Below are 14,919 nucleotides of genomic sequence, written 5' to 3'. Positions count from 1 at the left end.
TTACTGAAAATGATCGTCATACATCGAAAGATCACCTGGCTGCTGTTATTTTCCATCTTCTCTCTCATCATGGCGAGCTGGCTGATCTGTGTAAGCGAGGGCAAACTGGAGAAGACGAACACCCGAATCAATCAAACCCATGAAATAATAGGGATGATCCGTGAGCTAACCTTTTCGGTAGCGGGATCCGGCCAAACCTATTCAGCATACCGGCCGTATATGGACTCCCTCCAACAGCTTGCCGCCAGGACCAATGACCAGCGTCCTCAGATGTCCCAGCTCCGGCAATACCTCCAACAACCCCGAACAGCCTCCCTCGACACCACCCTCCATGCCCTCCTGTTCTCCATGATGCAAACCGAAAAAAAACTGCTGGACGCCCGCATCAGCATGAGCGGGCAGGTCAATAGAAGGACCGCCTACGGCCTGCTCATCGGGCGGGCTGGCGCCTTTGTCTTTGTCGCCATCGTCCTCTTCCTGCTGAATAAAGACATCACCCGCCGCAAGCAGATCCAGGAACACCTGGAGAGAGCCATCAGTGAAGCCCGGCAAGCCAAACAAATGCAGGAGCAGTTCCTGGCCAACATGAGCCATGAGATCCGCACCCCCATGAATGGCATCAAAGGCATGACCGAACTGCTGCTGGATACCCCTCTCTCCCCCAAGCAGCATGAACTGGCAGGGACCATCAAAAGTTCCGCCGGCAACCTGCTGGTCATCATTAATGACATACTGGACTTTTCCAAGATACAGGCAGGCAAGCTCAACATCGAAAAAATTGAGTTCAGCCTGCGGGATATCCTCCATAGCACGGCTTCCATTTTTGAACATCGCCTGAAGAAAAAAGGATTGCACCTGCACATCGACATAGACGCTGAAATACCAGGCCGGCTGATCGGCGATCCCTATCGCCTCAACCAGGTGCTGATCAATCTCCTGGGCAATGCTATAAAATTCACGGAACAGGGACAAATACAGATCCGGGCAGCAGTGGTAAAAAGATCGGACCAGGACCTGGTCCTGGCTTTTGACATTACAGACACAGGCATCGGTATCTCCACCGCAAGCCTGCCCCATATCTTCGACAGCTTTTCCCAGGCAGGTGAAGGCAAAGACCATCGTTATGGCGGGACGGGACTGGGACTCACCATCTGTAAACAGCTGCTGCATTTGCAGGGAGGAGAGATTACCGCCGCCAGCACACCCGGGCAGGGCTCGACATTCCATTTTCACCTGCCCTACGGATATACTGACAAACCCGTCTCCGACCAGCCTGTCGCAGTCCCCCTGAACGATTACAGCAACCTGTTGGCGGGCCGCCGCTTTCTGGTGGCGGAAGACAATGAGATCAACCAGCGATTGATCGATTATGTGCTGACCAAGGCCGGAGGCACCGTACGGCTGGCAAACAATGGCGTCCAGGCCATCGATTTCCTGCGGGATGACCAGGACTTCGACCTCATCATCATGGACCTCCAAATGCCGGAAATGGACGGCTATGCCACCACCCAATATATAAGGAAAGACCTTCATATGCATATCCCCATCATCGCCATGACAGCCACTGCGATGAAAGGCGAACAGCTGCAATGCCTCCAGTCCGGCATGAATGAATACATGACTAAACCCTTCGAGTTCGCCGACTTGTATAAAAGGATCAATAGCCTGCTGAATTATGGCAGTGCCTGATGGCCGCAGGATACCCGGCAGAGCTCCCGGTAAACGCCGGGCGTGACGCCCTCCGACTTTAGGACACCAGGTTCCGGCGGTCGGAAGGCCGCCGGAGCTAGTATTCATTAAATTTAATCATTTGATTAAAAAACTTGTTTAAATCAAAAACGTCGCTAACTTTGCTGCCGGAACAAACATCGAACCAGTGGCAAAAGCAAACAGACCATCCCGCGGATCACGTCCTTCAGTGCCCAAAAAACGGCCGGCTCCCCGTAAACGCCCGACGCCCCAAAAACGCCGCGCCACCGGAAAAGCACCCTCGGCCGCAGCGGACCTCTCCACGGAAGAAAAGATCATGCAGGCAGCAAAAAAGCTCTTCACCCAGAATGGCTTTGCCGCCACCCGTACCCGGGACATCGCAAAAGAGGCCGGCATCAACCTGGCCCTCCTCAATTACTATTTCCGCAGCAAGGAGAAACTTTTCGACATTGTCATGACCGAAAACTTCCGCCAGTTCATCAGGGGCATTTCTTTTCAACTCCTCGACGACGCTACTTCCGTCCAGGAAAAGATCCAGCGCATCGTCACTGCCTATATCGACTTCCTTAATAATAATCCCGACCTCCCCATATTCATCATCAATGAGATAAGAGGCAATACGTCCAAGGTCGCCCAACAGATCCAGGAAGAAGTAGCCCCCATACGGGCCCATATGTTCCGCCAGTTACAGGAAGCCGGCCGCCAGGGAGAGATCACCCCCATCGACCCTTTCCATTTCATGGCCAATCTGATAGGACTCACCGTATTCCCCTTCATCGGACGCCCCATCCTGCAACGGGTCACAGGCGTCAATGACCAACAGTTCCGCGCCTTTATGGAAGAAAGGAAAAATCTCGTGCCCATATGGATCAACGCTATTATGCATTCTAAAAAATAAAATATGCGCTGACCTAAAATATTCTTTCGGCTCAACCGTCCTCCTGAAAGAGCGTATTTTTCTGCGTACATATTAATCAAATGATTAAAACAAAACAATTAAAAAGATGATTAAGGTTTTGAAACTCACGGGCCTATGCCTTCTCTTCCTTCCCCGGGGGAAAAGCCTTGCCCAACCGCCGCAGGGCCTCACCCTGGAACAATGTTATCAGCTGGCAGAGGCCAACTACCCCCTCACCCGCCAGCGGGCCCTCATCGAAAAAACAAAGGAATATACCCTGGATAATATCCGCAAGGGCATCTATCCCCAGTTTGCCGTCAGCGGCACCGCCACTTATCAGTCGGATGTGACGAAGATCTCCCTGCCGCCGGGCCTTAACTTCAGCATACCTGCCGTATCCAAAGATCAATATAAGCTCTACGGCGAAGTCTCCCAGACCCTCACCGACTTCGGCATCAATAAGCAGAAAAGGACCATCAGCGCCACCGACGCCCAGGTCCAGGAAGAAAATCTCAATACAGAGCTCTATAAATTAAAGGACAGGGTTAACCAGCTGTTCTTCGGGATATTGCTCGTCGACGGCCAGCTCCGCCAGAATGCCCTCTCCGCAGCCGATATAAAGACAGGCATTGCCAAGATCCAGGCGGCCATCGACAATGGGACGGATTTCAAAAGCAGCCTCAATAAGCTGAAAGCCGAGCTCCTGGTCAACGGTCAGCGCACCATCGACCTGAAGGCCACCCGCAAAGCATACACCGATATGCTCGGCCTCTTCCTCAATTCCGCTATAGATGAAAACACCCCATTCATCACGCCCGCGCCTCCTGCCGCCACGACCGACAGCATCAACAGGCCCGAGCTGAAAGCATTCGACCTGCAGACTCGCCAATACATCGAGCAGCAACGCCTCACCCGTATCAACAATTATCCCCAGCTCAACGCCTTCTTTCAGGGCGGCCTGGGTAAACCTAATCCTGTCAACTTCCTTTCCTCCCAGCTTTCCGGCTATTATCTGACTGGCCTTCGCCTGACCTGGAACTTCGGAGGACTGTACACTTATCATAAGGACAAGCTGATCAACAAGAACAACCAGGAGATGGTACAGGCCCAGCGCAATACCTTCCTTTTCAATACATCGATGACCCTCCGGCAGCAGAATGCGGATATGGTAAGGTATCAGCAGCTGATCCAGTCCGATGATGAGATCGTCAGTCTCCGCGACTCCATCAAGCAGACCTCCGCTGTCCAGCTGCAGAACGGTGTCATCACAGCCAATGACTATTTGCTCGACATCAATGCGGAAGCCCAGGCAAGGCAGGATCGCAACCTGCATGAAGTGCAGCTCCTGTTGTCTCAGTATAATCACAAGACTACCGCTGGCAATTAATACATCATTCAAATCCTTAAAATAAAGTTTCAATGAGAAAGTTATCCCTCCCGATCCTCCTTTTCACCCTCATGGCGGCATCCTGCCATGACAACCGGCCCGAAACAGACGCCTCGGGCGTATTCGAATCCGACGAAGTGATCGTGTCGGCCGAGCAGACCGGGAAGCTCCTTTCCTTCCCTATCAAAGAAGGAGACACCCTGCGTAAAGGCGCCCTCGCCGGATCGATAGATATCAATAATGTCATCCTGCAAAAACAGCAGGTCGAAGCAAGTATACAGGCCCTCCGGCAAAAGACCACGGACCCTCGCCCGCAGCTGGAATACGTCAAACGTCAGCTGGCCGTCCAGCAATCGCAGCTGGCCCAGCAGCAAAGGGAAAAAGCCCGTACCGAAAACCTCCTGAAGGCCGATGCAGCTACGCAAAAACAGCTGGATGACATCAATTCCATGATAGACCAGCTGCAAAAACAAATAGACGCATCCCGTCAGCAGATCGTACTTTTCAACTCCAATATCGCCACCCAGAACAGGACCGTCTTCAGCGAAAAAGACCCCCTCGAAAAAAACGTCGCCACCATCCAGGACCAGATCAATAAAGGACAGGTGATCAATCCTATTACAGGCACCGTGCTTACCAAATATGCCCTGGAAGGTGAAATGGCCACCACAGGCAAAGCGCTCTATAAGATCGCCAACCTGGATACCCTAACCCTTCGTGCCTACGCTACAGGCGCCCAGCTGACCTCTGTCCGCCTGGGTCAGCCCGTGAAAGTATACACGGACCAGGGAGCAAAAAATTACAAGGAATACCCCGGTCAGATCTACTGGATCTCCGACAAATCGGAGTTTACCCCCAAGACCATCCAGACCAAGGACGAAAGAGCCAATCTTGTATACGCAGTCAAGATAAGAGTGAAGAATGACGGCTATCTCAGAATAGGTATGTACGGTGAAGTAAAATTTTAAGGAATGATCACCCTCAGCAATATTAAGAAAACCTATAACAAAGGCGCCGTGCAGGCCCTCAACGACATTTCCTTTTCAGTGGAAAAGGGTGAGCTCTTCGGCCTCATCGGCCCCGACGGCGCAGGCAAAACCTCCCTGTTCCGGATCCTGACCACCCTGCTGCTGCCCGATGCAGGCCAGGCCAGCGTGGACGGGTACGATGTCATCAAAGACTACCGGCACATCCGCAACCGGGTCGGTTACATGCCCGGCCGGTTCAGCCTCTACCAGGACCTCACGGTCGAGGAGAACCTGAATTTCTTCGCCACCGTCTTTGACACCACTATCAAAGAGAACTACGATCTTATAAAAGATATCTACCAACAGATTGAACCTTTCAAGGACAGAAGGGCAGGGAAACTATCGGGAGGCATGAAACAAAAGCTGGCATTATCCTGTGCGCTGATACATAAGCCCTCTGTCCTCTTTTTAGACGAGCCGACCACGGGTGTCGACGTGGTTTCCCGGAAAGAGTTCTGGGCCATGCTGAAAAAGCTGAAACAGGAAGGCATCACCATCCTGGTCTCCACGCCGTATATGGACGAAGCAAACCTATGCGATCGCATCGCCCTGGTCCAGAAAGGAGATATTCTCTCCATCGATAAGCCGGCAGCGATCGTAAGCTCTTTCCCGGGAGAGCTTTACGCGGTTCGCGCGGCGGGGACCCATCGGCTGTTGCAGGACGTCAGGAACTATCAGGGTACAAGCACCTGCTTTGCCTTTGGCGATGCATTGCATGTGACTTTCAAAAATGCAGGCTCCCAGCCCCTCCTGGAATACCTGCATACAAAAGGTCATGCCGATGCCACCATCGAAAAGATCCAGCCCACCATCGAAGACTGTTTCATTCACTTATTAAAATAACCAGACCATGCCATCCTCCGCCACGCCGCCCGTTATCACCACCGACAAGCTCACCAAACGCTTTGGCCATTTCGTGGCCGCCAGCGAACTGACGTTCCAGGTCGCCAAAGGCGAGATCTTCGGTTTCCTGGGCGCTAACGGCGCCGGAAAGACCACGGCCATGCGCATGCTCTGCGGCCTGCTGAAACCCAGCTCCGGCAAGGCCACCATTGCGGGCTTTGACGTCTACACCCAGACGGAAAAGATCAAACGGCGCATCGGCTATATGAGCCAGAAATTTTCGCTCTATGACAACCTCACCGTCTCGGAAAACATCCGGTTCTATGGGGGTATCTACGGCATGAACACCGCTGCCATCAGGACCAAAACAGCGGAGCTCCTGGAGGAGCTGCAGCTGGAGAAGGAAGCGAAGACACTGGTGAGCGACCTCCCCCTTGGCTGGAAGCAGAAGCTGGCCTTCTCCGTCTCCATCGTCCACAACCCCGACATCGTCTTCCTCGATGAGCCCACCGGCGGCGTCGACCCGGTCACCCGCCGGCAATTCTGGGACCTCATCTACCACGCAGCCGACCGCGGCGTCACCATTTTCGTCACCACCCATTACATGGACGAGGCCGAATACTGCAATCGCGTATCCATCATGGTGGACGGCGTCATCGCCGCCCTCGACAGCCCCACCCGCCTCAAACAACAATTTGGTCTCGACAATATGGAAGACGTCTTTTATGAACTGGCCCGGAACGCCAAAAGAAAAGCCGATTAATATGCGCCAACTCATCACATTCATACGAAAAGAATTCCTGCACGTCTTCCGCGACAGGAAGACCCTGCTGATGCTCTTCGGTCTGCCCATCGCGCAGATCGTCCTGTTCGGCTTCGCCCTCTCCAACGAGATAAAGAACTCCAGGATCGCCATCACCGACTATTCCAAAGACGCCGTCACGGAACAACTCATCAGCAAAATAGCTTCCAGTAATTACTTCGATATCCAACGCACTGTGCAAAGCGCCACCCAACTGGAGGCGGCTTTTAAAAAAGGGGATATCCGTATGGCCATCATCTTTCCCGCTGATTTTGCCAATGACCTGGTGCACACAGGAAAAGCAACGATCCAGGTGATCGCTGACGCCTCCGACCCCAACCTGGCCACCACCATCACCAACTATATCACCCGCCTCGTGGGCGACTTCAACACCCAGACGGCCCTCACTGCCGGCAGACCCCTGCAGATCCTCCCCGAAATGCAGTTCCTTTATAACCCCGAACTGAGAGGCGCCCCCAACTTTGTCCCGGGCGTCATGGCCCTGGTTCTGATGCTCGTCTGCACCATGATGACCTCCGTAGCCATTGTAAAGGAAAAAGAGCTGGGCACTATGGAGATCCTGCTGGTCTCGCCCTTCAAACCCATCTATATCATCATTTCCAAGCTGACGCCCAACCTGCTCATCTCGGTGGTCAATCTGTTCATCATATTGATGCTAAGCGCTGTCTTCCTGGACCTGCATGTAAAAGGCAGTATCCTGCTGCTGACGTTCGACAGCATCCTCTTCATCCTTACGTCGCTGTCCATTGGCCTGCTGCTGTCCATCAACGCGAAAACACAACAAGCCGCCATGATGGGCTCCATGATGGGCATGATGCTGCCCACCATGCTGTTGACAGGCTTCCTCTTCCCGATAGAGAACATGCCCCTGCCCCTGCAGGTCCTGTCCAACCTGGTGCCCTCCAGGTGGTATTTCATCATCGTGAAGAAGGTAATGTTGAAAGGATTGGGCATCACCGCCGTCTGGAAAGAAACCCTCATCCTTACTGGCATGTGCCTGTTCCTGTTTACTATTAGTCTCAGAAGATTTAAAATCAGATTATAATGCGAACTTTATTCTTCCTGCTGGAAAAAGAATTTCGACAGATCATGCGCAATAAAGGCATCGTCAGGCTGCTGATCATCGCGCCGGTGATCCAGTTGATCCTGTTACCCCTGGCCGCCGACTATTCCGTAAAGAATATCAGCATCGCCGTGGTGGACAATGACCACTCCACCGCCTCGCAGCGCCTCATCGGCAAGATCACCTCCTCCGGCTATTTCAAGCTCACAGGCTACACCGGCTCTTACACGGCAGCCCTCTCCATGGTGGAACAGGAGAAAGCCGACCTCGCCCTCCAGATCCCGGCCCACTTCGAAAAGGACCTCGTCCGCGAGAACAGCCAGAAGCTCTATGTGGCCATCAATGCCATCGAAGGAACAAAAGCCAACCTGGGCGGAGCCTATCTGAGCAGTATCATCACAGACTTCAACGACCAGCTGCGTGTGGACTGGCATACCACAGGGACCGCCACAACCAGCGATGCGCCCCAGATCACCGTCGCGGCCTCCAATTGGTACAACCCCTATATGGACTTCCATCTCTACATCGTGCCCGCCATCCTCGTCACCCTGGTCACCACTCTGGCGGCCATGCAGACGGCCTTCAATATCGTACAGGAAAAGGAAAGCGGCACCATCGAGCAGATAAACGTTACGCCGCTTAAGAAACATATTTTCATCATAGGGAAGCTGGTACCCTTCCTGGTCCTGGGCATCATCCTCTTCACCCTTGGCCTCCTCGTCGGCTGGCTATTCTATGGCATCGTCCCCGTCGGCAGCTTCTGGGTCTTATACATTTCACTGGTCGACTACCTTTTTGCCATGCTGGGACTGGGCCTGCTACTGGCCACCTATTCCACTACACAGATGCAGGCCATGTCGCTCTCGTTCTTTTTCATCAACATCTTCAACATGATGAGCGGCGCCTTCACCGCTGTTGACAGCATGCCCGGCTGGGCCCGTGCCATCGTCCAGACCTTCCCGCCCAGTCATTTCATCCGCATCATGCGCATGGTGGTGCTCAAAGGCAGCGGATTAAGCGATATCCTGTATGATCTGGGAGCGATGGCGCTCATCGGTCTGGTGCTGAATGGCTGGGCGATCCTGAACTACCGGAAGACAGCCTGACAGCTAGGTGTTTACCTCTATTCTTTTCAGTAAGGAATAAGGCTAACTTTATTCAAACACTTACCATGAAAAGTTTCATCCACTATTCGCTTGCCATTGCGATCGCCTGCCTGACAATGTCCGCTCATCCTGTACGCCACGTGGCCAGGCAGACCCTCGTATCCGTCTACACCGCCAATGGCACCGCCTTTTACGGCACGCTGAAGGTAGGCGGTGCGATCAATTTCACTTATAGCCCTACCAGTTACCAATACGCCGGTCAGGTTACCACAGGTCCCGCTACCGTGACCATCACCTGCGGAGCGCCGGGTTCACACCTTTACCAGTTCACCGGCGGCTACGCCCAGACCACGAGTTCCGGGTCTGTTACATTTAATAACGTAAATATCACAGGTACTTCAACCGCCAGCATCTATTAATATATCCCCAAAAAATGTCATATAGTATAAGCGAAATGTCAAAAAAGACAATTCCGCTAAACAAATAACGGAATATCTTCATCCGACCAACGATTGACATACACCAAAAACTACTTGCCATGTTCAGCGCATACCCTACTTTGTATACTCCTATCACTTCTTTCACCTAAGGACCAAACTTTCAGCCAACTACAACTGCTAACGAATGAACCCCTCCGATAAAAGATCAGATGCGGAACTTGTCGCCTTGCTGAAGACTGGCAATGTGGCCGCCTTTACCAGCCTTTACAATAAGTACAGCATGAAGATGTACATAAATATGTTCAAAATGGTAAAGGATGAGCAGGCGGTAGAAGAAATGGTCCAGGTCTTGTTTTCCAGGATATGGCAGCAACGGGAAACGATCACCTATGAGTCCGATTTCGCCTCCTATTTATACCGGGCCGGCTCTAATCTTGTTTGTGATTTTTACAGGAAGCTGAAAAGTGACAGAAGAATGATGGCTCATTTCAAATCCACCATCACCGAACATTACTCCCATATCGAGGAACAGATCTTTTTCAAGGAGAGCAAGCAGTTGCTGGAGCAGGCGCTGGCCGGCCTTTCCCCTCAGCAACGTCATGTCTATCAGCTGTGTAAGATCGAAGGCTGCAGCTACAAGGAGACCGCAGCCCGGCTTGGCATATCTACGCATACGGTGAAAGAATATCTTTGTAAGGCGCGGCAGCTGGTGACAGCCTTTATGTCGGCAAACATTGAAAAGATAGCTTTTCTTGCTTTTTTTTCATATAGCGCCTTATCCCCCCATATTGATCGGACGTACGTCTTTAGTTAAAGTATTTATTGATGAACCATCAGGAACTGTCTGAATTGTTTGAAAAGCTGGTAAAAAATCAGTGCTCGGAAGAAGAGGCGGAAAGAATAGTGGAGGTACTGGCCGATGGATCCAATGAAGGACTGCTCCAGGCATTAATAAAACATGAGCTCAAAAGACCCCTGCCGGATAATGCTGACGATCAGGCAAATGAACGCCTGAAAAATAAGCTTGACCTCAGGCTGGAGCAGATCCTTCGTGCGGCTGCTCCCGCGCAAAAAACCATTCCGGCACGCACCTGGAACAGAAGAGCGCGCTATGCGGCAGCAGCCGTACTTTTATCGCTCTCGGTGGCTACCTGGCTGCTGGTCCGTAAACCCGCACCTTCCCCGGCAGTGGTAGCAAAGCCGGTGACGCAACCCATCATAGCGGGAAGTAACAAGGCGATCCTAACCTTGAATGATGGACGCAAGATCGACCTGGATGAGACCTCCCCCGGCGACATCGCCACACAGTCCAATACGGTCGTCAAAAAGCTGGCCGGCGGCGTCCTGGTATACGATAAGGATACGAAACCCCAGCAAGGCAAAAGTGCCCTCCCCGAATTCAACACAGTCACCATTCCCAAAGGCGGGCAATACCAGGTGGTGCTTCCCGATGGTTCGAAGGTTTGGCTGAACGCAGCTTCCTCTCTTAAGTATCCTACTCAATTCAATTCCAGCGAGCGATTGGTGGAATTGACAGGGGAAGGGTATTTCGAGATCGCCGGCATTCCACGGCAGCCTTTCATCGTGATAAGCAACCACCAAAGGATCGAGGTATTAGGAACGATGTTCAATATAAACGCCTATGTTGAAGAAGCCGCTGTCAAAACTACCTTACTGAATGGCGCAGTCAGGGTAAGCGCCATCGCCGGCAATTCCCCCGGCCAGCTTATTTCCCCCAGGACGCTCCTGCCAGGTCAGCAATCCGAATTATCCGGCGAGGAAATTAAGATCTCGGAGGGGAACATCGAAGCCGCCCTGGCATGGAAGAATGGAAAATTTCAATTCGAGCATGAAGATATCCGGGTTGTCATGCGTAAGATCGCACGATGGTACGATGTCGAGGTCGATTATGATGGCAATATGAAAGGGAAAGTTTTCTCCGGCACCATATCGAAATATGAAAGCTTAAATGAGGTCCTGAAAATGCTTCAACTGACCGAAACTGTTTCCTTTACGATCAAAGGCCGGAAGATCATTGTGTCCTGACGCCGCAATAATTATTCTATATAATTATTTCAGGACATCCCCCCTTTTCGTATTGATCAACCGTCTTTATTAAAAACCTTAATGCAGACAACCTACTCGGAATGTAGTTTCGGCATAGACAGACCCCTACTGCTTAAAATCACACGGATAATGAGGCTAACCATTATTTTTATGACTGCCATCCTTCTGCAGGTGAGAGCGACAGGATACGGGCAAAAGATCAGCCTTTCGGTAAAGGAGACAACCCTCGAAAATGTGCTGAAAGAAATTAAGAAACAGTCCGGTTACAACATCCTGTACAACCCTATTTTATTGAAAGAAGCCAGGCCTGTCAGCCTGGAGATGCGCAATGTATCGCTGGAGGTCGCCCTGCAGAAATGCTTCGAGGGACAACCGGTGACCTATGTCATCGAAAAGCAGACCATCATAGTGAAGAACAAGCCCGTCCCCAGTCCTGTCAGGGAGGCCGACCCGGAGTCCCTGAAGATAACGGTCACCGGAACCATAAGGGATTCCACCGGGATCCTCAGCGGTGTAAGCGTTGTGATAAAGGGTTCCACTACAGGAACAAAAAGCGATCAGAATGGAAAGTTTGTCATCGATGTGCCTGATGATAATGCGGTCCTTGTCTTTTCCTTTGTCGGCTACGCAACGCAGGAAGCGCCTGTTAAGGGAAGGACTGTATTTAATATCCTGATGCTGCGGGATGCCAAAGGAATGGATGAAGTCGTCCTGGTGGCCTTCGGGGTGCAGAAAAAGACAGACATGGTGGGTTCTGTCACCAGCATAAAAACATCCGACCTGAAAGTTCCGTCCAGCAACCTCACCACTGCCCTGGCCGGAAGGGCTGCGGGTATCATTTCCTATCAACGCAGCGGTGAACCGGGACAGGATAATGCCGATTTCTTCGTGAGGGGCGTTACTACTTTCGGCTATAAGACCTCGCCGTTGATACTCATCGACGGCATTGAGCTGACGGCGAAAGACCTTGCACGTTTGCAGCCGGACGATATTTCCAGCTTTTCCATCATGAAGGATGCAACTGCCACCGCCTTATACGGCGCAAGGGGCGCAAATGGCGTGATCCTGGTCACCACCAAACAGGGGAAGGTAGGAAGGGCCAATCTCTCACTCAGAATTGAGAATTCCATTTCAGCCCCCACGAAGAATGTAGAGCTGGCAGATCCTGTCACCTATATGAAAATGTCCAATGAGGCCGTATTGACCCGGACGCCCCTGGGCGAGGTAGTAGGCGGTGGTGATGTTTTTTATTCCGACGACAAGATCGCCAACACGAAGGCCGGCGCCAACCCCAATATATATCCTGCCAATGACTGGAAAAAGATCATGTTCAGGGACAATACGCAGAATCAACGCCTGAACCTGAATATCAGCGGCGGCGGCGGGATCGCAAAGTATTTTGTATCCGGGTCCTACAACAAGGACAACGGGATCATGAAGGTAGACAAACGGAATAATTTCAATAATAATATCAGCCTGAAAAGTTATACGCTGAGAAGCAATGTGACCATCGATGTTACCAAAACGACGGAAATGATCGTTCGCCTCAGCGGTAATTTCGACGCTTACACCGGTCCCATCGACGGCGGAGCGGCCATGTACACAAAGGTCATGCGCTCCAATCCTGTATTATTTCCGGCCTACTATCCAATTGATGAAGAGCATCAATTTGTCAAGCACATTATGTTCGGCAATTACGATGCCGGCCAGTATATCAATCCTTACGCCGAAATGACCAAAGGTTATAGAGATTATTCCAGTTCTCTGATGCTGGCCCAGGTGGAGATCAAGCAGGACCTTTCCTTCCTGACGAAAGGATTGTCTTTTCGTACCATGGTCAACACCAACCGTTCTGCCAATTTTGATGTCAGCAGGTTTTACAACCCTTTCTGGTATAAGTTAGCCGGTTATGATCCAACAAAAACGAACTATTCCATCACTAATATAAATCCCGATGGCGGAACAGAATACCTGGGATACCAGGAGGGCCCCAAGAACGTGTCTTCCACTTTCTACATGGAATCGATGGTGAACTACAAAAATACGTTTGGCAAGAAGCATCAATTAAGCGGATTGCTCGTCTACATCATGAGGGATAACCTCACTGCGAATGCCGGCAGCCTCCAGCTGTCCCTGCCTTTCAGGAACCTGGGCCTGTCCGGCCGGACGACCTACGCGTATGACAATCGGTTTTTTGCGGAATTTAACTTTGGCTACAACGGATCCGAACGTTTTTATAAAGACAAGCGTTGGGGATTTTTTCCATCTGCCGGCCTGGCCTGGACCATCTCCAATGAGAAGTTCTTCAAAGATCTTCCCAACTACATATCCAATCTTAGATTGAGGGCTACCTACGGTCTGGTCGGCAACGATGCCATCGGCAGCCCGGAAGACCGCTTCTTTTATCTTTCCAATGTCAACATGAACGAGGGCTCCAGAGCTGCCTATTTTGGCCGTGATTTTTCAGGGGGCCAGGGATTGAACGGCGTTTCCATCACCCGGTATTCCAATCCTGCCATCACCTGGGAAACGTCCAAACAAAAGAACCTGGCGCTGGAGCTGGGAATGTTCAACAAGATCAATATCATCGCGGAATTTTATACCCAGGACCGTACCCATATTCTGATGGACAGGGCCTCGGTGCCAATGACCAGCGGATTTTCGGCGCCTATCAAGGCCAATGTGGGAGAAGCCAGCAGCAAGGGAACGGATATTTCCATCGACTTTACCCAAAATTTCAGCGGTGGGCTTTGGCTCTCCGCCAGGGGAAATTTTACGTATGCCAGCAGCAAATTCAAGGTTTACGAAGAGCCCCAGTATAAGGAAAGATATCGCAGCCGCATCGGCAATTCGCTCAATCAGAACTATGGCTACATCGCCGAACGTTTGTTTGTCGATGATGAAGAAGCGGCAAATTCTCCCAGGCAAAACTTTGGCGTCTATGGTGGCGGTGATATCAAATATACGGATGTCAACAGGGATGGTCAGATCACGGAAGCGGATATGGTCCCCATCGGTAACCCCACCACCCCCGAGATCGTATTTGGCTTTGGCTTTTCCGCAGGTTATAAGGGATTTGACGTGTCGGCTTTCTTTCAGGGCCTCGCTAACGAGTCGTTTTGGATAGACGTGAATGCCACCTCTCCTTTTGCTTCCTACGTTTATCCCGGAGAGAACATCGGAGGAAAATTACAAAACCAGGTTTTAAAAGCATATGCCGACAGCTACTGGTCCGAAGATCACCGGAATGTTTATGCCCTCTGGCCACGCTTAAGTCCGCAGGTCAATGCCAATGACGCCCAGACCAGTACCTGGTTCATGCGCGATGGGTCCTTTTTGAGGTTGAAACAGGTGGAGCTGGGATATACCCTCCCCAGAAAGACCCTGGCCAGGCTGCATACCTCTAACCTCAGGTTGTATGTCAATGCCAGCAACCTGTTGAATTTTAGCAAATTCAAATTGTGGGATGTGGAAATGGGAAGCAATGGCCTGGGATATCCGGTACAACGTGTATTCAACATAGGCCTGAATGTTAGTTTCAATTAATGACCATT

At 51.5% G+C, this 14,919-nt stretch carries 12 protein-coding genes; all 12 read left to right on the top strand.

Going from position 1 to position 14,919, the window contains the following annotated elements; translation table 11 throughout:
• Positions 1-9 precede the first annotated feature (9 nt).
• Positions 10-1,689, top strand: coding sequence for an ATP-binding protein (locus Q4E93_RS04990; RefSeq protein WP_303583060.1), 1,680 nt, complete (start codon positions 10-12; stop codon positions 1,687-1,689).
• Positions 1,690-1,876: 187 nt separating this feature from the next.
• Entirely contained in the window at positions 1,877-2,608 is a 732-nt protein-coding gene (locus Q4E93_RS04985; protein WP_303583058.1) for a TetR/AcrR family transcriptional regulator, read from the top strand.
• Positions 2,609-2,714: 106 nt separating this feature from the next.
• On the top strand, positions 2,715-3,995 hold the full coding sequence (locus Q4E93_RS04980) for a TolC family protein (protein WP_303583057.1): 1,281 nt from the start codon (positions 2,715-2,717) through the stop codon (positions 3,993-3,995).
• 32 nt (positions 3,996-4,027) lie between these two features.
• Positions 4,028-4,963, top strand: coding sequence for an HlyD family secretion protein (locus Q4E93_RS04975; RefSeq protein WP_303583056.1), 936 nt, complete (start codon positions 4,028-4,030; stop codon positions 4,961-4,963).
• Positions 4,964-4,966: 3 nt separating this feature from the next.
• Positions 4,967-5,866: an ABC transporter ATP-binding protein gene (locus Q4E93_RS04970; RefSeq protein WP_303583055.1), complete on the top strand. Its 900-nt coding sequence runs from the start codon at positions 4,967-4,969 to the stop codon at positions 5,864-5,866.
• 7 nt (positions 5,867-5,873) lie between these two features.
• On the top strand, positions 5,874-6,629 hold the full coding sequence (locus Q4E93_RS04965) for an ABC transporter ATP-binding protein (protein ID WP_303583054.1): 756 nt from the start codon (positions 5,874-5,876) through the stop codon (positions 6,627-6,629).
• A 1-nt stretch (position 6,630) separates the two neighbouring features.
• Positions 6,631-7,734 (top strand): ABC transporter permease, encoded by a 1,104-nt coding sequence (locus Q4E93_RS04960; RefSeq protein ID WP_303583053.1) that lies wholly within the window; start codon positions 6,631-6,633, stop codon positions 7,732-7,734.
• Positions 7,734-8,858 (top strand): ABC transporter permease, encoded by a 1,125-nt coding sequence (locus Q4E93_RS04955; RefSeq protein WP_303583052.1) that lies wholly within the window; start codon positions 7,734-7,736, stop codon positions 8,856-8,858. The genes Q4E93_RS04960 and Q4E93_RS04955 overlap by 1 nt, the downstream gene beginning before the upstream one ends.
• A gap of 65 nt (positions 8,859-8,923) precedes the next feature.
• The gene (locus tag Q4E93_RS04950; protein WP_303583051.1) at positions 8,924-9,277 is read left to right on the top strand and encodes a hypothetical protein; all 354 of its coding nucleotides are present in this window, start codon (positions 8,924-8,926) and stop codon (positions 9,275-9,277) included.
• 205 nt (positions 9,278-9,482) lie between these two features.
• Entirely contained in the window at positions 9,483-10,112 is a 630-nt protein-coding gene (locus tag Q4E93_RS04945; protein WP_303583049.1) for an RNA polymerase sigma factor, read from the top strand.
• Between the two features lie 11 nt (positions 10,113-10,123).
• Positions 10,124-11,344, top strand: coding sequence for a FecR family protein (locus Q4E93_RS04940; protein ID WP_303583047.1), 1,221 nt, complete (start codon positions 10,124-10,126; stop codon positions 11,342-11,344).
• A gap of 171 nt (positions 11,345-11,515) precedes the next feature.
• Complete coding sequence (locus Q4E93_RS04935; protein WP_303583045.1) at positions 11,516-14,911, top strand: TonB-dependent receptor; 3,396 nt, start codon at positions 11,516-11,518, stop codon at positions 14,909-14,911.
• Positions 14,912-14,919: the final 8 nt, after the last annotated feature.

Source organism: Flavitalea plasmicola (assembly GCF_030546645.1).
Lineage (GTDB): Bacteria > Bacteroidota > Bacteroidia > Chitinophagales > Chitinophagaceae > Puia.
The sequence above is the reverse complement of the archived record's forward strand: the minus strand, read 5'-3'. Positions and strand labels throughout refer to the sequence as shown.

Bases quoted from the DNA above. Each gene is read 5' to 3' on its own strand.
- Q4E93_RS04990 (WP_303583060.1), top strand. From the start codon at position 10: ATGATCGTCATACATCGAAAGATCACCTGGCTGCTGTTATTTTCCATC.
- Q4E93_RS04980 (WP_303583057.1), top strand. From the start codon at position 2,715: ATGATTAAGGTTTTGAAACTCACGGGCCTATGCCTTCTCTTCCTTCCC.
- Q4E93_RS04975 (WP_303583056.1), top strand. From the start codon at position 4,028: ATGAGAAAGTTATCCCTCCCGATCCTCCTTTTCACCCTCATGGCGGCA.
- Q4E93_RS04970 (WP_303583055.1), top strand. From the start codon at position 4,967: ATGATCACCCTCAGCAATATTAAGAAAACCTATAACAAAGGCGCCGTG.
- Q4E93_RS04965 (WP_303583054.1), top strand. From the start codon at position 5,874: ATGCCATCCTCCGCCACGCCGCCCGTTATCACCACCGACAAGCTCACC.
- Q4E93_RS04960 (WP_303583053.1), top strand. From the start codon at position 6,631: ATGCGCCAACTCATCACATTCATACGAAAAGAATTCCTGCACGTCTTC.
- Q4E93_RS04955 (WP_303583052.1), top strand. From the start codon at position 7,734: ATGCGAACTTTATTCTTCCTGCTGGAAAAAGAATTTCGACAGATCATG.
- Q4E93_RS04950 (WP_303583051.1), top strand. From the start codon at position 8,924: ATGAAAAGTTTCATCCACTATTCGCTTGCCATTGCGATCGCCTGCCTG.
- Q4E93_RS04945 (WP_303583049.1), top strand. From the start codon at position 9,483: ATGAACCCCTCCGATAAAAGATCAGATGCGGAACTTGTCGCCTTGCTG.
- Q4E93_RS04940 (WP_303583047.1), top strand. From the start codon at position 10,124: ATGAACCATCAGGAACTGTCTGAATTGTTTGAAAAGCTGGTAAAAAAT.
- Q4E93_RS04935 (WP_303583045.1), top strand. From the start codon at position 11,516: ATGACTGCCATCCTTCTGCAGGTGAGAGCGACAGGATACGGGCAAAAG.